The sequence below is a fragment of the Paenirhodobacter ferrireducens genome, from assembly GCF_004022265.1.
Lineage (GTDB): Bacteria > Pseudomonadota > Alphaproteobacteria > Rhodobacterales > Rhodobacteraceae > Rhodobacter > Rhodobacter ferrireducens.
Genome location: NZ_SAVB01000008.1, coordinates 55,614 through 78,228, shown reverse-complemented (window position 1 = coordinate 78,228; position 22,615 = coordinate 55,614). Strand labels below are relative to the sequence as shown.

Here is a 22,615-nt window from a genome sequence, read left to right as displayed (position 1 = left end):
CTGACCCGGCGTCGTGTCGCAGGCGGCGAGGGTGTTCCCTCCCCTCGCCGCCTGCCCTTAGTCCCGCGCTCAGCCCTGTGCGCAGACGGCCGCAGCGGCGGCCACGCCGCCCGCCCCATGCGGAATGCCAAGGGCGATCATCCCCGCCTCCATCACGCCAAGCGCGCCGAGCGTCATATGCGCGTTGACATGGCCCATGTGGGCGATGCGCAGGTAATTCGCCACCTCGGGCGTGCCCGGCTCGGCCATGCCAAGCCCGATGCCAAGGGTGAGCCCTGCCTCCTCCTCGCACCAGGTCCGCAGCCGCGCCGCGCCACCGCCGCCGATCCGCACAGCCGTCACCGAATGGCCACGCTCGGCCGGGTCGGCGATATTCATCGTGATCTCGCCGCCCTCTCCCCAGGCATCGAATGCCGCCCAGACCGCACGCGCGAGCGTCGCGTGCCGTGCCCAGACATGGGCCAGCCCCTCCTCGTCGAGCAGCATCTTCAGCGACTCGACGAGGCCGAAAAGGTGGTGCGTCGGCGCGGTGCCGGCGAAATATTCATAGTAGTGCTCGGGGTTGAGGCGCGGCGCCCAGTCCCAGTAGGGGGTCTTCAGATCGCTCGCCCGGCTCGCCTCGAGCGCCTTGTCCGAGACCCAGACGAAACCCAGCCCCGGCGGCACCATCAGCCCCTTCTGGCTGGCCGCGACCATCACATCGACGCCCCAGTCGTCAAAGCGGAACGCGTCGCAGCCCAGCGAGGCGATGCAGTCGACGGCCAGCAGTGCCGGATGCCCGGCCGCGTCGATCGCCGCGCGCACCGCGGCAACGTCACTGCGCACCGAGGTCGCGGTGTCGACATGGGTCAGCAGCACCACCTTGATCGTCTGCTCGGTGTCGGCCCGCAGCGCCGCCTCGACCCGGGCCGGATCGACCGGCGCCTTCAGGCCGAAATCGAGCGTCTCGACCGCGACCCCCATGGCGGCCGCATGCAGCGCCCAGTTGATGCCGAACCGCCCGGTGGCGAGCGACAGCGCCCGATCCCCGCGCGAGAACAGGTTGGCGATCGCCGCCTCCCACACGCCATGGCCGTTCGAGATATAGATCGCGACATGGCTGCTCGACAGCGCGACGCGGCGCAGATCGGCCACGATGCCCCGCGTCATCGTGACGATGTCGCCCTCGTAGATGTTCGGCGCGGCGCGGTGCATCGCGGCAAGAACCCGGTCGGGCATGGCCGAGGGCCCGGGAATGGCGAGATAGGTACGGCCCTGCGCAAGGCTCATCGGTGTCTCCTGAAACTGATCCTTCCTCGGTACTGAACCGCCCCCGCCGGGTCAACGCCCGCAGCCCCTCCCCCGGCCGGCGCCGGCGGGCAAACTTGCCCGGCGGCGGGTTTCGCGCTAGATCGGGCTCACCCCGCGCCCGCCGGCGCCCTCAGCGAGGTTCCCGTGGCAAGGCCCGACACTCCCTATCGTTCGCACACGCTCTTTTCCCGGATGTGGAACCGCTACCTGCGCCGGCACTGGCCGAAGATGGTCGTCGCCATGGTGCTGATGGTGATCGAGGGCTCGACCCTCGGCGCGCTCAGCGCAATGCTGGAGCCGCTGTTCGACACCGTCTTCGTAAAGGGCCAGGCCGGGATGATCTGGTGGGTGGGCGGTGCGATCTTCGGGCTGTTCCTGATCCGCGCCGTCACGTCGGTCGGCTCGCGGGCGCTGCTGTCGGACGTGTCGCAGCGCTCCTCCTCGGACATGCAGGTCGATCTGGTGCGGCATATCCTGACGCTTGACCAGTCGTTCTTCCAGGCGAACCCGCCCGGCGCGCTGATCGAGCGGGTGCAGGGCGATACGCTTGCCGTGCAGGGGGTCTGGACCACCTTCATCACCGGCGCCGGGCGCGACGCGATCGCGCTTGTCTCGCTCTTCGGCGTGGCGCTGTCGATCGACCCGCGCTGGACGCTCGCCGCGCTGATCGGCGCGCCGCTTCTGGTGCTGCCCACCACCATGGCGCAGCGCTACATCCGCAAGAAGACGCGGCAGATGCGCAATCAGGCCAGCGCCCGCGCCACCCGCCTCGACGAGGTGTTCCACGGCATCTCGGCGGTCAAGCTGAACCGGATGGAACCCTACCAGATGCGCCGCTTCGAGACGCTGGTGGCCTTCATCCGCCGCGCCATGGTGAAGATGGCGGTGTCACAGTCGATGATTCCGGCGCTGATCGACGTGGTGACCGGGCTTGGTTTCTTCGCCGTCCTCGTGCTTGGCGGCCCCGAGATCGTCGAGGGCGAGCGCACCGTCGGCGAGTTCATGTCCTTCTTCACCGCGATGGCGCTGGCCTTCCAGCCGCTGCGCCGGCTTGGCGGGCTTGCCGGCACCTGGCAGACCGCCGCCGCCAGCCTTGAACGGCTCTATGGCGTTTTCGACATCACCCCCGAGATCCGTTCGCCAGCGCTGCCGGCCCCGCGCCCGGCGACGACCGAGGTGCGGCTCGACAACGTGCGGCTGAACTATGGCGGCAAGCCGGTGCTGCGCGGGCTCAGCTTCACCGCCGAAGCGGGCAAGACCACCGCCCTCGTCGGCCCCTCGGGCGCCGGCAAGACCACCGTCTTCAACCTGCTCACCCGGCTCGTCGATCCGGACAGTGGCGCGGTCACCGTGGGCGGCGTGCCGGTCTCGACGCTCGATCTCGGCACGCTGCGCGACATGTTCTCGATGGTGGCACAGGACGCGGCGCTCTTTGACGAGACGATCCGCGAGAACGTGCTTCTGGGCCGCACCGACGTCAGCGAGGCGGCACTGGCCAAGGCCCTTGAGGTCGCGCATGTGACCGAGTTCACCGACGCGATGCCGCTTGGCCTCGAAACGCCCGCCGGCCCGCGCGGCTCGGCGCTGTCGGGCGGACAGCGCCAGCGTGTGGCGATCGCCCGCGCGGTGCTGCGCAACGCGCCGATCCTGCTTCTCGACGAGGCCACCTCGGCGCTCGACACCGCTTCCGAGGCAAAGGTGGCGCAGGCGCTCTCGCACCTTTCCGAAGGGCGCACGACGCTGGTCATCGCGCACCGCCTCTCGACCGTGCGCGACGCCGACCGGATCGTGGTGATCGTCGAGGGCGAGGCGGTGGAACAGGGCACGCATGACGAGCTGCTTGCCCGGGGCGGCGCCTATGCCGGCCTGTGCCGGATGCAGCTTGTCGAATGACGGAGAAGCAGGCCATGGCTGAAAGACGGATCTACGAGATCACCGGCGCGGACCGCGAGCATTTCCTGCAGGGCCTCGTCAGCAATGACGTGCGGCGGCTGAAGGACGGCCCGGTCTATACCGCGCTGCTGACGCCGCAGGGCAAGTATCTGGCGGACTTCCTGCTGGTGCCGCGGGGCGAGACCATCCTTCTCGACATCGACGCCCGCATCGCCGAGGCGACGGTGAAGCGGCTCGCAATGTACAAGCTGCGCGCCGACGTGGCGATCACCCCCTCGGCGCTGAAGGTCTTTCGCGGCACCGGCCCCGCCCCCGAAGGCGCCGTCGCCGACCCGCGCGACCCGGCGCTTGGCTGGCGGCTTTACGGCGAGACCGAGGGCGACGACGGCAGCGACTGGGACGCGATCCGGGTCGCGCATCTGATCCCCGAAACCGGGATCGAGCTGACGCCCGAGACCTATATCCTCGAGGCGGGGTTCGAGCGGCTGCACGGCGTCGACTTCCGCAAGGGCTGTTACGTCGGCCAGGAAGTCACGGCGCGGATGAAGCACAAGACCGAGCTGCGCAAGGGGCTCGTGCGGCTTGCGATCGACGGCGCGGCGCCGGTCGGGACCCCGATCGAGGCCGAGGGACGCCCTGCCGGCACGCTTTTCACCCAGTCCGGCGGGCGGGCGATCGCGCATCTGCGCTTCGACCGGACCGACGGGAGGATGACCGCCGGCGAGGCGCGGCTGCACCTCGAAGAGAGCCTCGGATAGCCCCCGGCGCCGGCTGTTTTCACGTTGTCGTGAGACATGTCCCCCGATCATGACCCGGCGCCCTGCGCCGCCATGCCGTGCTGCACTGCGCTGCGCGGAAAAGCCGCGGTTTCTTCGCAGTTTGCCTGAAATCCGGAAATAAATGCCTTGATCGGTGGCAAAGCGGGCCTATATATGCGCGACTGGCCATGGAACAGGGGCCGGCCCCAAGGGTTGGACAGGGCGTCATATGCGCATGGTGCATGGCAGGCATTCCTCGCAGGCCATATCGAATCGCCCCTCATGCGCCCTAGATGGCCGCCACGCCAGGAAACGCAAGAGCAATAACAAAGGACGGAATAATGCGCGATTTCGTTGACGGCTCCGCATTCAACTATGAGCAGGGACAAAGGGCGCGCAAGCTGTTCGCCGCCGTCGTTCTCGCTGCTCTCGACGATGCGATCGCCGATGACAAGAAATACGGCAATGGCCCGGAACAGATCGCCCGCTGGGCGCGCTCGCGCGATGGTCGCGAAGTGCTGTCCTGCGCCGGGATCGACCCGAACGAGCGCGTTGTGAAGGGCCTGATGGAATTCGTCGCGAAGGGCGTGCGCACCTCGGTCGCACTGTCGCGCGAGGAAAGCGAACGTCGCATGGCGGCGGAAGAGGCCGAGGCCGCCTGAGACCGGGCGGATCCTCCTGATCAAACGGCGCGCCACTGGCGCGCCGTTTGCATTTCAGGGGCTGGGAACCGGCCGGCTACGGCAGATCACTCGTAATCCTCGCCCATCAGCGCGCGCTGGATCTCGCGCCGCACCAGCTTGCGCACATTGCGGGTGATGCGCTCGCCCAGAACGCCGCGCAGCTCTTCGCGGATCAGCTGCGCCACCAGCATCCGCAGCGCCTCCTCATCGATCAGGCCGCCGTCCATCAGCGGCTCGTCATCCAGCGCCGCCTCGATGCCCGACAGGTCCTCGTCGCGCGCGTATTCGTCGCGCAGCGTCTGATAGCTCGAGCGCAGGATCTCCGGCCGGCGATCCTCCTCGAGGGCGTCAGAGAGGTGCAGGCGACGCGGGCCGGAGGCGGCCGATGCGAGGTTCAGCGCCGCCTCGGCCCAGTCCATCGCGCCCTGATCCTCGGTCCAGGCCTCGTCGCGCAGGTCCGGGTCGCCCTCGTCATCCTCGGCGACATCCTCCGCCCCGGCAACAGCCCCCACGGCCTGATCCGACGCAGGCTCGGCCTCCTCGACGGCCACGCCCTCCGCATCGGGATCCGAAACCTCGATACTGACACCGACACCGACTTCGGCCTCGGAAAAATCCGCCATGTCGAGGAGAAGCGCCTCGAGATCCTCGGGCGCGACATCCTCGGCGAAGGGCGCCTCGGCCTCTTCGCCGTCATCGCGCCGCTCGGCCGGCAGCGGCTCCACTCCGGACAGGTCCGCAGGCTCGGCACCGTCCCCGGCCTCGGGCGCGACGTCGCGCTCGGGCTCCGGCGTGGTTTCAGGCAGGGGATCGGCTTCAAAGGAAACCTCGCCTCCGGCCTGTGCGCCGAATTCAGCCCCATGCCCGGCCACTGCCGCTTCCATTTCCGCAATAGACGTCTCGAGCCGGCTCAGCTCCTCGACGATGTCTGCGTCGGGAACCTCGGCCACCGGCGCGGCCTCCTCACCGGCAGCCTCCGCCTCCGGTTCGACCCGCAGCGCGGGCGTCAGCACAAGGCAGGCCGCGTCCTGCGCCGCATCCTCGGCTTCGGCCTCCGGCGGCGCCACCGCCACCGGTGCCGCGGCACGATGCGGTACGGCAGGGGCTCGCGCGCTGGCCGCATCCTGCGACACCAGGCGACGGATCGACGTCAGGACGTCCTCAATCTCGATATGGGTTCCGGGCTCATTCATCACGCTGGCCATCCTGCGACGGGGCGGGGCCGCTGTCCAGCCCCGGACAAGGACAGAAAGCCCCGACCGCAAAGGCCGGGGCAGGTCATGGCCGGGCCGACACGGGCCCGGTCGGGTCTTCCGGGTCGATCAGGGCTTCTTGCCGATCGCCTGCATCACACGGTCAAGGCTCTTGCCCCGCACGCTGGTGACCGGCGCGTTCTCGACCGCATTGTAATAGGCTGCCGGATCATAGGTCGGGATCCCGAGCTTCAGATCTTCGACCGTCAGCAGACCCATCGCCGAAAGCAGCTGATAGTAGCCAACCTGCAGATCGGCCTCTGCGGTGATCCGCGAGGCCCGGGCGTCAAGCAGCGTCTGCTCGGCGTCGAGCACGTCAAGCGTGGTACGCGCGCCCAGCGTCGCCTCTTCCTTCACGCCCTCATAGGCGATCTTCGCCGCCGAGATCTGCTCGTCATAAGCAGTGATCTGCGCCTGATAGACGCCGATCTGCGCCCAGGCCTGGGCCACCGAATCGGCAATCTCGACCCCCGCCTCGCTCAGCGCCGCCTTCGCCTGGTCGCGGCTCGCGATCGCCTGGCGATGCGCCGAGGACAGTTTGCCGCCGGCATAGAGCGTCTGCGTCAGGCCGACGCCGACATTCGTCGCCTTGTTGCCGCCTTCGTATTTTGTGAAGCCGGCCGAACCGTCGATCGTCGGCAGCCGCTCAGCCGCCGCGGCCGAAACGCCCAGCTCCGACATGCTGACGGTGTGCTGTGCCTGCTTGATCGAGGGGTGATTGCGCAGCGCGGTCTCACGCGCGGTATCAAGCGACTTCGGCAGCGTCGGCGCCTTCGGCAGCGGCGACAGCTTGTCGGGGTAATGGCCGATCGACGCCTTGTAGGCCTCGCGCGCGATCTGATAGTTGCCGCGCGCCGCCGCCAGCGCTGCCCGCGCCGCGGCCTCCGCCGCCTCGGCCTGCGACACGTCGGTCTTCGTCACCTCGCCGACCTCGAAACGGTCCCGCGCGGCCTTCAGGTCCTCACCATAGACATGCACCGAGTTCTCGTTGATCGAGACCTGCTCGGCGGTGCTTTTGACGCTGGTATAGGCACTGATCGCGCTCAGCAGCACGCTCTGCTCGACCGAGCGCAGCGCCTCGCGCGTTGCCAGAACGGCTTCCTTCTTCATGTCGATGGCCAGCCGGGTGCGGCCGAAATCATAAAGAGTCATCTGCGCGACAAGCGAGGTATAGGCGGTGAGCCGGTCGTAGCTCTTGCCCTGCGCCCGATAGGTGGCAATCGTCGTGTCGGTCGCCGAATAGCCGTAATCGGCGGTCCACTGCAGCACCGGGCGCAGCGCCGACACCGCCTGCGCCACATCCTCGTCAGCGGCGCGCAGCGTGGCGCGGTTCTGTTCGAGCAGGTGCGAGTTGCGATAGGCCGAGACCAGCGCATCAGCGAGCGTCTCGGCCGAGACGGCAAGCGTGGACGTCATCAGCCCGAGGCCCGCCACGGTGGCGAAAAGAAGCGGTTTCAGGATCTTGCGCGTCATGCCTGGGTCCTCATTTGGGGGCGTGCCGGTCGCTTCTTTTGGCGCTCCGGGCTCCGGGCCGCAGCACGGCCCAGATATTCCAATCCGTCTATATGAGCCCTGAATACCGCGAAGCCGGGCTCAGAGCACGAACTCTTTTTCCGCGACGAAGCCCGGGATCACCGGCGCGGCCGCATTGAAGATGTCCCGCCAGGCGATCTCGCCGTCGATTTTGCGGCCAAGCCGCGCCACACCGAGCGCGCCTTGCATGAAGATCGCGGCGATGCGGCCACCTTCTTTCAGCTGGCCGAGAATCGCGGCAGGCACGGTCTCAACCCCACCTTCGAGAAGGATCACATCATAGGGGCCGTGCTTGTCGGAGCCGGCCGCGAGCGGGGCGGCAACGACGGCGGCATTGTCGGCGCCGACGCGGGCGAGCGCGGCCTCGGCAAGCGTCGCCATGTCGCCCTCTTCAAGCGCCACCACGGCTTCGGCCATGCGCGCGATCACCGCGCTCGAATAGCCGAGGCCGCAGCCGACATCGAGGACGAGATCGGAGGGCTGGACGTCGAGGGCGTCGAGCATCTTGGCAAAGCTGCGCGGCTCGAGCAGGACGCGACCCGGTGCCAGCGGAACATTCTCCCCGATATAGGCGGCCTCGCGGCGCGCAGGGGGCACGAAGTCCTCGCGCGGCACGGCGAGCATCGCCTCGATGATCGGGAATTTCGTCACGTCATTTGGGCGGACCTGAGTATCCACCATCATCGTGCGTCGCGTGGCGAAATCTTGCATCTTTTGAACTCTTCGGTCTGGTGTGCCTGAGATCGGTTGTGCCACAGAAAAACAGGCGGGGCAACAGATGCCGCGGCACCGCGCAGGCGATTGTGCAAGACCACTTGCGCGAGCGCGCGCGATTGTTTAGGTGGGGGCAACCTTGAGGCTGGCGGGTTGGCGGAGAGGTTACGCAGCGGATTGCAAATCCGTGAAGACCGGTTCGATTCCGGTACCCGCCTCCAAATCTTTTCAATCACTTAGCGACCTCCGTTTTGCTCGTTGACTGACACGTTTACAGTCGCGTTTACAATAGCATTCATTCAGGCGCCCTGCGTGGCTTCTGCCAGCTTCACCAGAACAGCATCTGTTTCATCAGGTGACACGCGAGCATAGTGCTCAATAACAGCTGCTGCATGCTTCACGCTCCAGCCCATGTAAGACGCGATCTGAGCGAGCGTGAGCCCCGCGTTAAGCAGGCGTGTCGCCGCGGTTCCACGCGCATCCTGGAGGCGCAGATCGAATCCAAGTGCGGCAGGTGTCAAACCGGCCTTGTCACGCCACTGCCGAACCCCTTCCGATGCGCGGTGCTCGGTGAGCGGACGGCCGCCGGCGCTGACAAGGATGAGATCCCGGTCACGTGGCGTTGAATCAAGAACTGAAGCCATCTCGGGTGTCACCGGAATTGTTGCTATTCGGCCTCTCTTGTTGGTACGAACGCGGATCCGGCGCCCTTTAGGCGTATCCTCGATGTGCGACCATGTGAGACGGATCAGGTCACCTGGACGCAGGCCGGTTTCACAAGCTGTCGTGAGGATACGGCAAACCCACTTCGGAGCCTTCTTGCAAAGCGTGGACCTTTGCGTTTTTGTCCAGACGATATCCGAGCGATCAACCTTGTAGATTTTGGTAAAACCGGCGCAATGGTGTTGTCGGATCGCACGTTTTTCTTCCCACAACCAGTTCAGAATCCGCGCAACTACGGTCCCGGCATAGTCATATTGGCGCGGCGAGTGCGCCCATCGTTTACGCCACTCGTTCACCTCGCCCCTGGACTCGGGCTCCTCGAACATCTCCACCGGATCGTCCTCAAAGGCTTCGGCGAAACGCAGTGCCCATTTTCGGTAATCCTGCCGGGTTCGCTCCCCACGGGGCATATGAGCGCTGCTCAGGAATTCATCCACCATCTGCGGCGTCATATAGGCCGATGGCTTTGGCTTCTCTATCGCATCGGAATATGCAGCGAAGAACGCGGGAGTGGTCGGGTAGTGCTGGACATCGGTCCAGAACTTTGGCCCGCCACGCCATGCGTAGAAATGAAATGTCACACCGTCAATCTTGGGGCGGCGAACTGCATGGACTCCTTTCGGGAGCCTACTTCGTACCAAGGCGCATCCTCCTTCTCTCAACCAGTGACTGCGGCTTCTCATCCTTCACCTGTGCCTCAGAGATGATCCCATGGGCCAGATCAAGGCGATGCCGGACATGGCGCGGATCAAACCAGCCAGGGCGACCCGGCACATGCTGCACGCCGATGCGCATGCAAAATGTCCGGAAGGCATCATTGGGCCCGGAGTAGCCCCACAGCTGTGCGAGATCAGCAACCGCGACCAATCCAATCATGTCAGCGAAGTTATGATGCTGAGTTCCCATTTGCCAAAGGCCTTCCAGATGCTCTTTCAGGGGCGGAAACAAAACCATGCCCGAGATGGTCGCAGAGAGTGAGGCGCGCCGAAAACGCACCTCCGGATATGAATTTTTCGAAACAGACGAACCTCGAATCAGACAGATGTGCAGGATCGTGCGTACAGTATTTGCGCAAACATCGCTTGCAGCATCAACACAAAATACGCATAATGCTGCGCATAAGAGGCGATTGGAGAAAAATCATGCCGGAACAGCAATTTAGGTTCAAAAAACCACGCAAGCTGCCCGGTCAGGACAAGCTCTCCGACGAGCAATGGGCTGAACTGGCAGATCAGCACTTTGCGGAAACACTCGCCGAAGATTCGATGGATATCGGAAAAACCGAGCGGCAGGATGAGCTGCGCCTCTCCGAAAACCTGAAGTCTCTTCGCCTCAGGCTTGGGCTGCGTCAGTCAGAAATGGCAGATCGCCTTGGCGTCGCACTGCGGAGCCTCCAGATGTACGAGACCGGAGAGCGCCCCCCAACTTCTGATTTCCTCTCCTCGCTATACGTGAGCTTCGGCATAGACCTGCACAAGCTGTTCACCGGAGCACCTTACGGACCTTCGCAGGACTGGAAAACCGCCTTCAGCCGGCTCACCCTGAAGGTGGCGCGACACGTCGCCGAAGCCTATCCGGATCTGACGACAGAGGAAGCCGACGCGCTGGTCACGCTCTACATGGGCCGCTCCGAGGGAGAGACTGATGTGGACGGCGCCAGCCTCATGCTTTGCTATGATGCCCTGTTCAAACCTGACGAAAGTGAAGACTGATCCCGGCCTTTAATGCGTCGAGCGTGCCTTCTCCGAAGGGCGCTCCCCGCCAACGCAAATCAGCGAGCGATTGCGGGCTCCAGAGCCGGTTGCCGACGACGGCATGCGCCAGTCCGGCCAATTTCAAGCGCCGTTAATTCGATGTTTGTTCTTGCAGCTGACACTTCATCGCGACATTATGTCAGAAAAATTCCCAGATGGACGCGGGCACATGCAGGCTGATTTCTCGACACTTCTGGCCCAGGCCGGATACTCTGTCCCCGAAGCCGCGCGCGCCCTTGGTTACTCTGAGGGGCACATCTATCGCTGGAAGCGCGGCGAGGAAATCCCCCGCGAAGGCGTCATCCGCCTGCTGAACATGGAGATCGAGCGCAAACGCAACGCCGCGGATGCCGGAAAGACCTTTACCTTCATCGACCTGTTTGCGGGGATCGGTGGCCTGCGGCGCGCGATGGAAAGCGCTGGCGGCCGGTGCATCTTCACGTCGGAGTGGAACAAATACGCCCAGCAGACCTACATGGCCAACTTCCCCGACAACCATCCGCCTGTCGGGGATATCCGGGCGATTGATGCGGCAGAGATCCCCCCGCACGATGTTCTGGTCGCAGGTTTCCCCTGTCAGCCGTTTTCGATTGCCGGCGTCTCGAAGAAAAATGCGCTCGGCCGGGCTCATGGCTTTGATGACGAGACCCAGGGCACGCTGTTCTTCGACGTGCTGCGCATCCTGATGCACCACCGCCCTGCGGCCTTCATGCTTGAGAACGTCAAGAACCTGAAAAGCCATGACAAAGGCCGGACATTCGACGTGATCCGGCGCAAGCTGACCGAAGAGCTCGGCTATACCCTTGAGACCCGGATCATCGATGCCGGGCATTTTGTCCCGCAGCACCGCGAGCGGATCGTCATGGTTGGCTTCCGGGAAGCCACCGGGTTCAGCTTCGACGATGTAAAGCTGCCGGCCTATGGCAACAGGCGTCTGCGCCACATCCTGCACCCCGAAAACGGAACGGAGCGCCCGGAAAGCCACTACACCGTCGGGCCGGATGCCGTGGTGAGTGACAAATACACTCTGACCGACAAGCTCTGGGCCTATCTGCAGGCCTATGCCGAAAAACATAAGGCCAAGGGAAACGGCTTTGGCTTCGGGATGGTGGATGGCGACAGCATCTCGCGCACGCTGTCCGCGCGCTATTACAAGGATGGCTCGGAGATTCTGGTCAGCCGCGGCGAGGGCCAGAACCCGCGCCGGCTGACCCCGCGCGAGTGCGCGCGGCTGATGGGCTATCCGGACGATTTCCGCATCCCGGTCTCGGACACCCAGGCCTATAAGCAGTTCGGCAACTCGGTCGCGGTGCCGGTTTTTGCCGAAGTCGCGCGGGTCATGGCACCGCATATCCTGTCTCTGATCGGCGCAGAACGGCTGAGGAAAGTTGGCTGACGTTCACGACGACAAGACCCGGAGCCGCAACATGTCGGCCATCCGGGGCGTCGACACCGGGCCAGAGATGCAGATCCGGCGCGGACTGCATGCCCGGGGGTTTCGCTATCGGCTTCACGACCGCAGGCTGCCGGGGACGCCCGACCTCGTGCTTCCGAAACATCATGCCGTGATCTTCGTGAACGGCTGCTTCTGGCACGGCCACGGCTGCCCTTTGTTCCGCTGGCCCGCAACGCGGCAGGAATTCTGGCGCGTCAAGATCACCGGCAACATGGAGCGGGACGCCCGGAATGACGCCATGCTCCTCGCTGGCGGCTGGCGCATCGCCACGATCTGGGAATGCGCTCTGAAGGGCCGCGGAAAACTGCCGGCGGACGCCGTGATTGACTCGCTGTCCGATTGGCTGTGTTCTGACGGTCAGAGGCTGACACTTGCAGGCCTGAAAACAGAAGCAGGCAGTTAATACTTTGAACGAGCAAGGCATTTTTGATTTCGACGGCGAGGGTTCCGGACAGGCCGGACTTCTGACGGACCTGCTCGGCCGGGCAGAACGTGTCCTTGTCAAGAAACTCTCGAACAATGACCGGGACTGGGCGCGGTATGCCAACAAGCACCAGGCCGGGATCTACATTCCGGCGGACCATCGAGACGGCGGCTTTTTCCCGGCCCTGGAGGAAAAGGAACGCGAGGATCCGGCCGCCAGGCCGATCCGGGAGGCCCTGTTCGATACTGTCTGGCCTCAGGCTCTGGATGGCAGGCAGAACAGGAAAGCCCGGATCGTGCATTACACGAGCAAGGGCCCTGAGACGCATATGACCCGGCTGCCGAAGGAGTGCTTCGGACAGCTTTCACCGGCATCCTTCCTTGTCATGGGGCGATACGGAAAGGAGCAAGGCACCGTTTACGAATGCCTGACCGTGGATTCCGCGAGCGATGAAGCCGAGCTGCTCCTTGCACAACTCGACATCCCACCGGATTTTCTGATCGGAGAGTTCGAGCCCGCGGCTATCCGGGCACAGGAACAGGACCGCGTTCTGGACTTTGCTTCCGAGCTGATTGCGGCATGGCAGGCCGGGACGATTGCAGATTTTGCCCGGACCTCCGCCATGCCCGGGACCGAGGACCTCGCCCGCCGGGCGCTTGCACGGTACCTTGAGATCCATGGACTGGAAGTTCTCGACCCCTTTGCCATCGAACGCCCCGGAGATGCCCTGCGCGAGATCAGCCGCAGCATCGAATGGGAAATGTTCCGGACCTTTCAGCGGCGCGAGCGCGCGGTCGACCTGGTGCGGATCGTTCTGGGCGATGCCCCCCGGGGGATGACCGTCGCAGAGATGATCCGGCAGCTTGTCAACGAGCTGCCCCGGATCGACGCGCTGATGCTGTCTGCGAGCCAGCAACGAAAGTCACGGGCCGGCTACTCTTATGAGCACCACATCGAGGCCATGCTGCGCGGTGGGCAGATCCCGTTTGAAAAGCAGGTGGTGATCGAAGCAAAGAAACGCCCCGACTTCATTCTGCCGTCTTTAGCCTTCGTCAGCAGGGCGGATGCCCTCGCCGCGACGGGGCTTATCCTGAGCGCCAAAACGACACTGCGCGAGCGCTGGAAACAGGTCGAGCGAGAGAAAGGTAACCGCAGGCTCTACCTGACGACGGTGGATGAAAATATCGCCGGCAATGCAATCCAGGACATGGAAGGGATTGGCGTGCAGCTGGTGATCCCCGAAAGTCTGATGGACGCCAGAGAGACCGAATATGCAGGACATCAAAACGTCCTGACCTTCCGGCGGTTCTGCGATGAGATCGTGCAGCCGAACCTGGAGGCCTGGCGCGGTGTCGCCTGATGGGGCGGGTGGGGGCGAAATGCAGCCGACGTCACACCTCTCGTCGCAGTCACTAAGGGCGGGGAGCAGCCGTTCGCCGCGCGCGACACGAACGTCGGCTGTGCGCAGGACGCGGACATGCTTTCCGGGCACCGCGCTTCCCACCGCCGCGTCAATCTGGCCAACGATCCGGAGATGGCGACGCAGGTGGATCATCATGAGTGAGGTGCCGAGCACCCTGCCTTGTTGGTCTTTCTCAGCAGCACAGGCGTGCCCAGATAATCCCATGCTTGCTATTTCAGGCCGCCCATCAGACGATACCGGCTGTCCACGAAAGGTAAAATGATGCGTGTGTTTCTTTCCCATTCCTCTGTAGACAAAGGCTTCGTTGAGGCAGTTGCACATGAACTGAAGCCTGGAACCTACGAGCTTGATTCCGAGACGTTCGACGCGGGAATCTTGAACTCAGCAGCAATCATCAAGGCTCTAAATCGTGCAGATATATTTTGTATTTTTCTTAGCGGCCCGGCGATTGACTCACATTATGTAGACTTCGAGACGGGATTGGCGATAGAGCTCGCCGCAAGGGGAACGATTCAACGCATTTTGCCAATATGCCTCGATGAGACATCCTTCCAGCGTGCATCGTCTGTGCTTAAGCTATTTAATATTGTTCGCAAACAAATATCGCCAGAAAGCGCCGCCAGATTGATTCAAGGAACCATGATTTCAGTTGGTTCTGAAAAGCAAATGGGCGCGCATCCATTCATTGGGAGAGAGAGGGAAATTGAAGCACTGGAGGCGCAAACAGCTGACCCAAATCGGCCGCCATCCAAGGCGCTATATGTATCTGGAATCTATGGGTCTGGACGCCGCACTCTTGTGCGAAAGTTTTACTCCGACCAGTTTCCTGAAGTGAACCAGGTTTTTCCCAAAGTTTCTATTCCATCCGATGTGGGTATTGAAGAATTATTTAGATTGGTTTTGTTCGCAGCCCATCCAAATATTTCTGTAAAAAATCTTCAGGCGTATGACCTTGACTTCTCGATGCAGGCGCCCGAGAAAAAAGCCAAAACAGTAGCAGATCTAATTAGTTCGTTTATCTCGCAAGGAGAAGCCTTAATTATGGAGGATGAGGGCGGGCTATTAGAGGACTCTGGCGATTTCACCCCGGATGCGGAGTCGGTTATCAAAGAGATAGCCAACCGCCCGCACCCGCCACTTGCCGTTGTGGCGCGCAGAATGATGCCAATGCGATTTCGACGAAATGATGTTGCCTATGCCAATCTAACATCATTCGACCATAAAACATCGCGCCGGTTAATGTCAAAAGTTATATCGGCAGCGGGCATTTCGGCAAATCCCGCTCAGGTTGATCAACTGACGGAGATGAGCGAGGGTCACCCATACAATCACTACCGGATAGTTGAGGAAATCCAGGCCCGCACGCTCGACGTGTTCTTGGCGGAAGCGGATGAGTTTTATATTTGGAAACATCGGCAGGGAACGGAATATCTTCATCAGATTGAGCTAAACGATGATGAGAGAAAGGTAGTTGCAGTCCTAACAATGGTTCCGAGTCTAGACTTTGAGACGCTGGTCGCCGGATGCGACTTGGCCCCTGAACAAGTAGCTAAGGCTCTCGAGCGGCTGATCGACCTTCATGTTTTGGAAACAGCCGGGTCTGTATACAAAATTGCCCCCCCCTTGAGAATTGCGGCCGAAAAAGATCCTCGGGCTGCGGCTTCGACGTCGGAGGTGCGTCGAGCAGTGAGTGCAATTGCAGACGGCCTAAATGTTCGCTTCGGGGATGGAACTGCACCGATTCAGCTTCTTGATACCGCGATCATCTCTTCGATCGACTCCGGCATTGAGGCGCAGTCCTACGTATCCGCTCTTATTCTCCCATCTCATTTCGTTTGGTTGATGAAGGAGAAATACGATCAGGGCGATTATACGGAAGCTATAAGGCTAGCCAAAGAAGCCCTAAATAGGTCTGAACGTCTTTCCTTCAAAGGTCGCGTTACGGCATGTCGGTATCTGTGCCTAGCAGCGTCCAGGCGATTTGATGATGATGAATTTACGCGCGGCATCGAGTTATTGGAAGGTTATGGAGGTGACGCATTTGCGCAGAGCAACATCAACTTCTTGAAGGGCTTTCGTGAAAGGTTGAAAGGGAATTTGCCAATCGCCGAGAATTTCTTCCGTGAGGCCTACCGGCTATCGCCAGGCAGCGCATCTCCCGCTCGCGAGCTTGCGTCAATCTGTCTTGCACGCGGGTTGCTTGAGGATGCCGAATCATTTGCGAGAGAAGTCCTCGCCGCTGGATCCACGAACTCATTCATCTACGATGTCCTCGCGGCCGCACTGATTAGGAAACTTGGGAAAAACGCTCAAGAGAATTGGGAGCTTCAGGATATTCTGGGGAAGTTGGAGGTGCTGTCGGCTGAAGACGGCCGATCCTTCTTTCTCACGAGGCGCGCCGAACTTGAGCTCGTCACTGGAGATATTTCTGGCGCAACGAATACTATACGGTCGGCACTTAACATGACTCCTAATGTGTTTGAGGCACATCGGATAAGTGCGCAGATACTTATTGCCGCAAGAAGATTTGGGCCTGCTCAAACAGAGCTGAATTGGATGCGTGAGCGAACCACTCAAGGTCGAAGCGACGAATCGCGGCAGAACTATCGCATGTATCTTGAGACGCAGGCGGAGTTCTTCACGGAAACCCATGATTTTGGGAAGGCGCGCGCCATATTCACGAAGGCTAACTTGTTCACGGATGGTGAAATTTCCGAAGCTAGGAGGAAGATAGACACGGCCGAAGCATATTTCCGGAAGTAAGCTCATCCTTTTGTGCTTTCGGTTTACTTACGCCTGAACATTTATCGAAAGTAGGTGCCGGATAGATGAGGTGAGGGTTGGGTCGGTTTACAGGGTATCTGTCCGGGTTGCCTGCTGATGGGCTGAGCGATGGCGTTGTCGCTCGGCCACACCGTCAATCTAGTTCCCGCAGCGACCCGCCCTCCGATCCAGCGAGACATGCCATGCTGCGCCCGGCACCTCCGCCCGCTTTGGGCTGGGACCGGACTTCCGCCGCAGGACACCTGAATGTCGGCATTGGGCCGGGCGCTAGCTGGGTTGCCCGGCGGGACGTGCGAACGGAAGCAAATTGCGGAATGTTGCTATTCCCTTTTCATTGCCCATGTCGCCGGCCGAGCCAGACCAGCGTGTCTTCACGCCCTCGGCTCGACATCCTTCCAGTGGCGGTTCGCCGGCAATGCCTTTGCCCGCCGGGCGGCGTCCTGCAACGTGACGGGGTAGTAATCCCAGACGTCTACCCCGACATTGACCGCGTTCGCGCTTCCCTTCCAGTTGCCATGCACATGGCCGAACAGATGCAGCACGCCCTTGCGGGCGTGGTTCCAGGTCATCATCGGGTAGTGGCAGAGCGTCACCGGTCGCTCCGCCGACGGATCCTCCACCTCGGCCAGAAGCGCTACGCTGTCCCAGGGCAGCGCCTGCGTCAGGGCGCCGTCGTGGTTGCCGACGATCAGATGCCGGCGTGCTCCGGGAAGCTGTCCGAAGATCGTCAGCAGCCAGCTTTCATCCTTGGCCTGCGGGCCGAAGGCGAAATCTCCGACGATCCACAGGTCATCCTCGGGACCGACCTTCTCCCAAAGCCGCTCGATCAGCACCGAGTCCATATGGCTCGTGTCCCGGAACGGGCGATGCGCGTTCCGGATGATGTTCTCGTGCCCGAAATGCGGGTCGGCAGTGTACCAATGCGTCATCGTGAAAGATCCGTTGCAGGCGGGGCCGCGGTTGTGCCGCACCAGCGGGGGCCGGGTCAATAGCCCGCAAGAGCTGCCGTTACAGCCGATCCGGCAGCGTGATCGCGGCGTGGGTCCAGAAGCTCTCGAAATCTGCATCAAGCTCGCGCAGGATCACCATCAGCTCGATCACGTCAAGCCGGCGCTCGCCCAGCTCATATTTTCCAACAAAGGACGGCGGCTTGTGCAGCTTAGCGGCCAGATCGGCCTGCGACATGGCGCGCTCCGTCCGAAGGGCAATCAGCGCCTTCAGAAGACTGCGATACGCATCTGAATGAACGCTGCCCGCCAATAGTCCGCCTGCCTTTGATTTCGACAGGTTCAGCTATTGACCCCATTATGGGTTTAACCCCAAAATGGGGGTGACGATTGGAGGTCCGCAATGAAAGACGCCATCTCTGCTGCAAACGATCTGTTGGCCGGCGTGGGACTTTGGTTCCGGACCCGGGCGGAGCAGGCTGCCGCGAAGCGTGAAGCGAAGGCGTGGGCGAAGGCTCTGCCGAAGGCCATGCTGGAAGAGATCGTGGCTGCTGTCCCGATGCCCGCGCACCTGTGGCGCGAGGATTATTGGGTTCTCAATCAGGAGTCGCTGCGGGAAGGCCCTGCAATCTACCGGGCTTATGTGGACGAGAGATTTCCTTCCGATCCGGCATCCCGCCGGGAGGCGCTGGTCGAGCGGCTGGTCATTCTCCGTGCCGAGCAGTGGAGCGATGCGACCAGAGAGCTGTCGCGCGCCGCTGTCAGTGCTGCCATGGCCGAAGATCAGGCGCGCCGGGATGCGAACTACGCGGCCCGAATGGCGGAGGAAGCGGCGAGGCCGCATCGCCTGTCGATGGCCGGTCGGAAGGCCGAGGCGGAAGCCAGCTATCGCAACTCGGGTGTCTATGCGGATGGCAGCGGGCGCGTGCTGAGCCACGCGGAACGGTTCCAGCTCGGTCTGCCCGCGAACACCGGCGGTGCGAAGTCGGGGCTGATCGACGGATAGGTCCCGACTGCGACGATTTTGGTTTGAGGAATTGATAATGAAGAAAATTGTGGTCGGGCTTCTGCTGGCCCTCGCGTCGCCCGCCTATGCCGAAGGGCTCGATCTGGCTCCGATCCGGCAGGATCTGGACCGGGCGATGGCGTCCAACGGAAAAGCTGTCTGGCTGATCTACGGCGCGGTCTCGCGCGAGAAGATCGACGAGGCGATCAAGATCCTCGCGCCGATCAAGTCGCGGGTGGCGGTCGGCGTCTATGGCGACATGTTCTTGGATGATCAGGCGCGTGCCGATTTCAAGGCAGCGGGGTTCAAGGTCTGCTCCAGGTGGGGCCGGGATAATCTTCTGATCACGCATCACAAGCCGAACGGAGACGGCGATCTCAAGAACAATGCCATGTGGGACGCGAAGATCAATTTCTCCGACACCGATGCCCTGATCTTCGAGGAGGGCAGTCGGCAGCTCGAAGCCATCGCCGGCGAATGGGAAATGGGCGGCACGATGCCGGGCGGTGCGAAGAAGAACTTCTTCTTCGCGAATATCCTGTCCGCCGAACTTGATGGTGAAGCACCGCCCAGACCCACGCGCGTCACCGATGATGCGAAGGTCGGCGGCGTGTCGAGCCTGCTGTCCTTTGAAGGGGGGCGCGGATGCTTCGTGAAATGACGGGGCGCGTTTCAGCCACCGATGCCGCGGATTGCACCCCATCGTATCGTCAGGAGTCCATTATGTTGAAGAAATGCCTTGCCGCCTCGGTCTGCGCCGTCCTGTTTCCCGGTCTGGTGTCCGCCGACACGCTGAAAGAGGTGGACTATTCCGCACCGCCGGCCTCCGGCAAGCTCGCCGTGATCGGGATCGTTCCGGGTATGACGCTGGACGAGGCCCGCGCAGCGATGGCGAAACGCGGCATGGAGCTGTCGACCGGGAAGGTCGACCTGCGTGCCTCCTCGCCCAAAGGCAAGACCTTCGATCTGTCGACCGTGGCAAAGTTCGGCACGGCCGGCGTGGGCCTCAGCACGCGCATGTCCGGGGCCGGCTATGAGGAGGTCAGCGGCACGGTGGATCTGGGCGCGCTTGGCGGCAGGGTCATCTCGGTCGGCCGCATGATCCAGGGCAGCAACGCCGATCTGCCGAAGCCGGAAGAGCTGCTCGCGCAGCTCACCGGGGAATATGGCGAGCCCTCGCTCGTGGAGGTCGATCACGGCGGGAAGATGACGATCCTTTACGGCTGGGACGAGGCGGGCGCGAAGCTGACCGCGCTGGATCAGGCGGCCCCGCTGGAGATGGAGGAGACGACCAGATCCGGGACCTCGACGACAGAATACGTCCCCTGCGTGTCCTCGGGCTTCGGCACGATGCAGGTGGATTACAAAAAGCTGAACAGCGACAAGCCCATCGCACCGGGATGTTCGGCCAGCTATCAGGTCGTTTACGACTCGAAGGCCGGGCAATCGAAGATCCGGTTCTCGCTCACCGATTTCGCACGGGCGCGCAAGGCCCGCGAGGAAACGGATCGCCAGATCAACGAGGCCCTGACCGGGACGGCCAAGGCCTCGAACATGGATCTGTAACGGGGTGGCGCGGTCAGCCCCATGGCCGCGCCCCGTCATTTCCGCGCCATCACCCGGTACATCCGGCCGTTGTAGCGGGCGAGATCGGACAGCCCGGCCGCCCGCCAGCCCCTCAGCTCGTATCCTTCCGGGACAACGATGACCGGGCGGGTGTGGCTCTCGACAAGCCGGATGCCGATGCGGTCGCGCAGGGTGACGAACTGTTCAAGCTCCGCCTTGACGGAGGCCCGCTCAGCCTCCAGCCCCGCGAGTTCCGCCCCGGCGGCGCCAAGGCTTTGTTCGACACTCACCCGCTGCGCCGCAAGCTGTTCCTCAAGGGCCGCGAGGGCGCGCGCGCCGTCTTCCCGGGCCGCCGCCAGTTCCTCTGCATTCGCAGTCCGGATCGCATCCGCTTCCTGCCGCGCCTCACTCACCAGGCGGCCAGCGCCCCATACCGCCAACAGAAGGATGCCTGCGGCGACGAGACAGATCCCACCGAGCGCAGCCCACGTCCATTTCACCTGTCGCCGGAGCAAGATCCCGTTGGCGTCCAGCCGGGTTCTCAGCTCCTCGTTGCCGGTCCGCAAAGCCTCCAGCCTTGCCTGCTCCGCAGCGACATGCCCCGAAACCGAGAGCATCATCAGCCGGATCTGCTTTCCTTCGGCGTCGAGTTTCCGCCCGATGCCGTCGGCATGCTCCGCGAGGCCTTGCTTCAGGCGATCCTGCTCGCCCGCGGCATCGTCTTCTTCAGCCCGACGCCGTTGCCGCAATTCCGCGATCCGCGCGTCCAGATCAATGGTCATCGCCCGATCTCCCTGTTCCGAAAGGCCGGGGCCGGAAGATCGTGCTCCCGCACCCGCTCGGCCGCATTTTCCTGCTCCCGGGCCAGCTCCGGGGCAGACAGACGCGCTTTCAGCCGGTCCCAGAGCGAGGTGACGACCGTCACCGCTTCTCGCAGCGACGAGCCGATCTGCAGGGCCTCGACCCGTTCGCGCAGCGCCCTGTCGCGGATCTCCCACCCGGAGCCCTGCGCCGGACGGCCGACCTTGCCGGTCAGCACTCCAACGAGGACCAGCACCGCGACAGCCGCCGCTTCCTGCGCGACGCGACGTGCGATCATCGCCTTTTCGGCCTCGAACGCCCGCCTGTCGTCTTGGATCTTGCGAGCGCCCGCTTCGGCCTCCCTTCCGGCGGCGGCCCTGATCTCTTCGGCGGCGGAAATCAGATCCGTCGCCTTCTGTTCTGCCGCGCTCCTGATCTTGCGGACCTCCTCCTCCGCCGCCAACCGGAGGGCGGCGACTTCTTTTCTGCCTGCCGCCGCCGCGGCCCGGTCCTGCGCCGCCGCATGTCGTTCGGCTTCTGCCTCGGCATGGAGCACCTCCGCCTGATGAAGCCTCGCCTCAAGATCGCGTGCCATTCTCTCCGCCGAGGCACTCAGCTCATCCTCCTGATCGGCGAGGTCGCTGACCATCTCCTCCATCTGCCTCAGAGTGCGGGCGTTGCGGCTGGCCTCGTCCTTCCGGGCGCGCCATTGCTGCCGCGACAGCCGCTCCCGTTTCGGGCCGGTGCGGGTCAGACCGGACGGCAGCCCCACTTCGCGGTGATACTGGTCTTGAAGCGCACGCGCCCGTTCGCGATAGGCATGATTGCCATGCTTCACCGCCGTCTTGTCGTCATGTCCTTCGGCCCGCGCGCCGGCTTCGGCCTCGCTCTTGGCCAGCCAGCACGGGTTCAGATCCCGGGCAGAACAGGCGGGATCATCCAGCGGCAAGACGTAGGCGTGAAGATGCGGGTGCTCCTCGTCGACATGTTCGATCACGCTCACCAGACGCTCGCCAAAGAGGCCGCGCAGAAACGTCAGGTTCCGCTCCACCCAGGCGTCATAGTCTCGCCGCGCTTCGGGGCGTTCCATGATCTGCGCGGTCAGATGCGGATGCGAGGCCACCGCCGTCAGCAGGGTGTGACGGTCAGTCCGGATACTCCGGCGCGCCACCCGGCCATCCTTCAGCGTGACCGCGACACTGCCCGCGGCCACCATCTCGTCATGCAGGCGCTGCACCTCGTGAGGCGACACGCCGGCGATCACCCGGAAGGGGCGCGGCTCGGAAACGTGCGTCGAGAACATCGGATCGCGGCGTGCCTCTGCCAGAACCTGTTCGACCGACTGGCCTGTCTTGTTGGGCTTTCGGGAATAGGTCTGCAGGTGGAAAAACTGGGGTCCGGCCATGGCTCAGCCCCCGTTGCCGGAGAAACGCAATATGGACCGACTATTATGTTGCAAGCAACATGTCGGCGAAGGCGCTGCGCCCCTCGACCCAGCCAGCGGCTCCGCCGCCGATCCGTCCCGGATCGAAGCCGCCAATGGCGGCTGCAAAACCCGACCTTCGCCAGCCTTGTGACCGGCGCTCCGGTCGGGGTTTGCGAAGAGG

21 protein-coding genes and 1 tRNA gene are annotated in these 22,615 nt (G+C 63.1%); 13 read left to right on the top strand and 9 right to left on the bottom strand.

What is annotated here, in order from left to right:
• Positions 1-69 precede the first annotated feature (69 nt).
• A complete protein-coding gene (locus tag EOW65_RS07970) occupies positions 70-1,269 on the bottom strand; it encodes a pyridoxal-phosphate-dependent aminotransferase family protein (protein ID WP_128148434.1) in 1,200 nt (399 codons plus the stop codon).
• Between the two features lie 213 nt (positions 1,270-1,482).
• Between EOW65_RS07970 and EOW65_RS07965 the strand changes: the two genes are divergently transcribed.
• The 3 genes from EOW65_RS07965 (at position 1,483) to EOW65_RS07955 (ending at position 4,603) form a co-directional block, all read left to right on the top strand.
• The gene (locus tag EOW65_RS07965; RefSeq protein ID WP_128148512.1) at positions 1,483-3,183 is read left to right on the top strand and encodes an ABC transporter ATP-binding protein; all 1,701 of its coding nucleotides are present in this window, start codon (positions 1,483-1,485) and stop codon (positions 3,181-3,183) included.
• A gap of 14 nt (positions 3,184-3,197) precedes the next feature.
• The gene (gene ygfZ, locus EOW65_RS07960) at positions 3,198-3,941 is read left to right on the top strand and encodes a CAF17-like 4Fe-4S cluster assembly/insertion protein YgfZ (RefSeq protein WP_128148433.1); all 744 of its coding nucleotides are present in this window, start codon (positions 3,198-3,200) and stop codon (positions 3,939-3,941) included.
• A gap of 341 nt (positions 3,942-4,282) precedes the next feature.
• The gene (locus EOW65_RS07955) at positions 4,283-4,603 is read left to right on the top strand and encodes a DUF6280 family protein (RefSeq protein WP_113900578.1); all 321 of its coding nucleotides are present in this window, start codon (positions 4,283-4,285) and stop codon (positions 4,601-4,603) included.
• A gap of 86 nt (positions 4,604-4,689) precedes the next feature.
• Here EOW65_RS07955 and EOW65_RS07950 read toward each other — a convergent pair whose 3' ends face one another.
• From EOW65_RS07950 to EOW65_RS07940, 3 genes are all read right to left on the bottom strand, one after another.
• A complete protein-coding gene (locus EOW65_RS07950; protein ID WP_128148432.1) occupies positions 4,690-5,817 on the bottom strand; it encodes a hypothetical protein in 1,128 nt (375 codons plus the stop codon).
• Positions 5,818-5,946: 129 nt separating this feature from the next.
• Positions 5,947-7,350, bottom strand: coding sequence for a TolC family outer membrane protein (locus EOW65_RS07945; protein ID WP_128148431.1), 1,404 nt, complete (start codon positions 7,348-7,350; stop codon positions 5,947-5,949).
• A 120-nt stretch (positions 7,351-7,470) separates the two neighbouring features.
• Complete coding sequence (locus tag EOW65_RS07940) at positions 7,471-8,121, bottom strand: protein-L-isoaspartate O-methyltransferase family protein (protein ID WP_128148430.1); 651 nt, start codon at positions 8,119-8,121, stop codon at positions 7,471-7,473.
• 150 nt (positions 8,122-8,271) lie between these two features.
• Here EOW65_RS07940 and EOW65_RS07935 point away from each other — a divergent pair.
• Positions 8,272-8,345: transfer RNA gene (locus tag EOW65_RS07935), tRNA-Cys, on the top strand.
• A gap of 78 nt (positions 8,346-8,423) precedes the next feature.
• Here the strand turns inward: EOW65_RS07935 and EOW65_RS07930 are convergent.
• The gene (locus tag EOW65_RS07930) at positions 8,424-9,428 is read right to left on the bottom strand and encodes a tyrosine-type recombinase/integrase (protein ID WP_240664577.1); all 1,005 of its coding nucleotides are present in this window, start codon (positions 9,426-9,428) and stop codon (positions 8,424-8,426) included.
• 130 nt (positions 9,429-9,558) lie between these two features.
• Here EOW65_RS07930 and EOW65_RS19945 point away from each other — a divergent pair, with 130 nt between their 5' ends.
• The 6 genes from EOW65_RS19945 (at position 9,559) to EOW65_RS07905 (ending at position 16,667) form a co-directional block, all read left to right on the top strand.
• On the top strand, positions 9,559-9,825 hold the full coding sequence (locus EOW65_RS19945) for a hypothetical protein (RefSeq protein WP_164880033.1): 267 nt from the start codon (positions 9,559-9,561) through the stop codon (positions 9,823-9,825).
• 164 nt (positions 9,826-9,989) lie between these two features.
• Positions 9,990-10,559 carry a helix-turn-helix domain-containing protein gene (locus tag EOW65_RS19940; protein ID WP_164880032.1) on the top strand — a complete coding sequence of 190 codons (570 nt, stop codon included), beginning with the start codon at positions 9,990-9,992 and terminating at the stop codon, positions 10,557-10,559.
• Positions 10,560-10,770: 211 nt separating this feature from the next.
• The gene (dcm, locus tag EOW65_RS07920) at positions 10,771-11,997 is read left to right on the top strand and encodes a DNA (cytosine-5-)-methyltransferase (protein WP_128148428.1); all 1,227 of its coding nucleotides are present in this window, start codon (positions 10,771-10,773) and stop codon (positions 11,995-11,997) included.
• Positions 11,990-12,460 carry a very short patch repair endonuclease gene (locus EOW65_RS07915; protein WP_128148427.1) on the top strand — a complete coding sequence of 157 codons (471 nt, stop codon included), beginning with the start codon at positions 11,990-11,992 and terminating at the stop codon, positions 12,458-12,460. The genes dcm and EOW65_RS07915 overlap by 8 nt, the downstream gene beginning before the upstream one ends.
• A 4-nt stretch (positions 12,461-12,464) precedes the next feature.
• Positions 12,465-13,841, top strand: a complete 1,377-nt coding sequence (locus EOW65_RS07910) for a type II restriction endonuclease (protein ID WP_128148426.1) — start codon at positions 12,465-12,467, stop codon at positions 13,839-13,841.
• Positions 13,842-14,165: 324 nt separating this feature from the next.
• Entirely contained in the window at positions 14,166-16,667 is a 2,502-nt protein-coding gene (locus EOW65_RS07905) for a toll/interleukin-1 receptor domain-containing protein (protein ID WP_164880031.1), read from the top strand.
• Between the two features lie 392 nt (positions 16,668-17,059).
• Here the strand turns inward: EOW65_RS07905 and EOW65_RS07900 are convergent, their stop codons facing one another.
• On the bottom strand, positions 17,060-17,617 hold the full coding sequence (locus EOW65_RS07900; protein ID WP_128148424.1) for a metallophosphoesterase: 558 nt from the start codon (positions 17,615-17,617) through the stop codon (positions 17,060-17,062).
• A 79-nt stretch (positions 17,618-17,696) separates the two neighbouring features.
• The gene (locus EOW65_RS20115; RefSeq protein WP_276319598.1) at positions 17,697-17,948 is read right to left on the bottom strand and encodes a helix-turn-helix domain-containing protein; all 252 of its coding nucleotides are present in this window, start codon (positions 17,946-17,948) and stop codon (positions 17,697-17,699) included.
• A gap of 90 nt (positions 17,949-18,038) precedes the next feature.
• On the opposite strand from EOW65_RS20115, the gene EOW65_RS07890 reads away from it, so the two are divergent.
• The 3 genes from EOW65_RS07890 (at position 18,039) to EOW65_RS07880 (ending at position 20,207) form a co-directional block, all read left to right on the top strand.
• Positions 18,039-18,641 carry a hypothetical protein gene (locus EOW65_RS07890; protein WP_128148422.1) on the top strand — a complete coding sequence of 201 codons (603 nt, stop codon included), beginning with the start codon at positions 18,039-18,041 and terminating at the stop codon, positions 18,639-18,641.
• 37 nt (positions 18,642-18,678) lie between these two features.
• Entirely contained in the window at positions 18,679-19,302 is a 624-nt protein-coding gene (locus tag EOW65_RS07885; protein ID WP_128148421.1) for a hypothetical protein, read from the top strand.
• Between the two features lie 62 nt (positions 19,303-19,364).
• Positions 19,365-20,207: a hypothetical protein gene (locus tag EOW65_RS07880; protein WP_128148420.1), complete on the top strand. Its 843-nt coding sequence runs from the start codon at positions 19,365-19,367 to the stop codon at positions 20,205-20,207.
• A 35-nt stretch (positions 20,208-20,242) separates the two neighbouring features.
• On the opposite strand, the gene EOW65_RS07875 is transcribed toward EOW65_RS07880, so the two are convergent.
• Positions 20,243-20,989, bottom strand: a complete 747-nt coding sequence (locus EOW65_RS07875; protein ID WP_128148419.1) for a hypothetical protein — start codon at positions 20,987-20,989, stop codon at positions 20,243-20,245.
• Positions 20,986-22,413, bottom strand: a complete 1,428-nt coding sequence (locus EOW65_RS07870) for a hypothetical protein (RefSeq protein ID WP_128148418.1) — start codon at positions 22,411-22,413, stop codon at positions 20,986-20,988. Before EOW65_RS07870 ends, EOW65_RS07875 begins: the two co-directional genes overlap by 4 nt.
• Between the last annotated feature and the right edge of the window lie 202 nt (positions 22,414-22,615).

Excerpts from the sequence above, each read along its gene's own strand:
- EOW65_RS07970 (WP_128148434.1), bottom strand. The coding sequence starts at position 1,269 with ATGAGCCTTGCGCAGGGCCGTACCTATCTCGCCATTCCCGGGCCCTCG.
- EOW65_RS07965 (WP_128148512.1), top strand. The coding sequence starts at position 1,483 with ATGTGGAACCGCTACCTGCGCCGGCACTGGCCGAAGATGGTCGTCGCC.
- ygfZ (WP_128148433.1), top strand. The coding sequence starts at position 3,198 with ATGGCTGAAAGACGGATCTACGAGATCACCGGCGCGGACCGCGAGCAT.
- EOW65_RS07955 (WP_113900578.1), top strand. The coding sequence starts at position 4,283 with ATGCGCGATTTCGTTGACGGCTCCGCATTCAACTATGAGCAGGGACAA.
- EOW65_RS07950 (WP_128148432.1), bottom strand. The coding sequence starts at position 5,817 with ATGAATGAGCCCGGAACCCATATCGAGATTGAGGACGTCCTGACGTCG.
- EOW65_RS07945 (WP_128148431.1), bottom strand. The coding sequence starts at position 7,350 with ATGACGCGCAAGATCCTGAAACCGCTTCTTTTCGCCACCGTGGCGGGC.
- EOW65_RS07940 (WP_128148430.1), bottom strand. The coding sequence starts at position 8,121 with ATGCAAGATTTCGCCACGCGACGCACGATGATGGTGGATACTCAGGTC.
- EOW65_RS19945 (WP_164880033.1), top strand. The coding sequence starts at position 9,559 with ATGGGCCAGATCAAGGCGATGCCGGACATGGCGCGGATCAAACCAGCC.
- EOW65_RS19940 (WP_164880032.1), top strand. The coding sequence starts at position 9,990 with ATGCCGGAACAGCAATTTAGGTTCAAAAAACCACGCAAGCTGCCCGGT.
- dcm (WP_128148428.1), top strand. The coding sequence starts at position 10,771 with ATGCAGGCTGATTTCTCGACACTTCTGGCCCAGGCCGGATACTCTGTC.
- EOW65_RS07905 (WP_164880031.1), top strand. The coding sequence starts at position 14,166 with ATGCGTGTGTTTCTTTCCCATTCCTCTGTAGACAAAGGCTTCGTTGAG.
- EOW65_RS07900 (WP_128148424.1), bottom strand. The coding sequence starts at position 17,617 with ATGACGCATTGGTACACTGCCGACCCGCATTTCGGGCACGAGAACATC.
- EOW65_RS07890 (WP_128148422.1), top strand. The coding sequence starts at position 18,039 with ATGAAAGACGCCATCTCTGCTGCAAACGATCTGTTGGCCGGCGTGGGA.
- EOW65_RS07885 (WP_128148421.1), top strand. The coding sequence starts at position 18,679 with ATGAAGAAAATTGTGGTCGGGCTTCTGCTGGCCCTCGCGTCGCCCGCC.
- EOW65_RS07880 (WP_128148420.1), top strand. The coding sequence starts at position 19,365 with ATGTTGAAGAAATGCCTTGCCGCCTCGGTCTGCGCCGTCCTGTTTCCC.
- EOW65_RS07875 (WP_128148419.1), bottom strand. The coding sequence starts at position 20,989 with ATGACCATTGATCTGGACGCGCGGATCGCGGAATTGCGGCAACGGCGT.
- EOW65_RS07870 (WP_128148418.1), bottom strand. The coding sequence starts at position 22,413 with ATGGCCGGACCCCAGTTTTTCCACCTGCAGACCTATTCCCGAAAGCCC.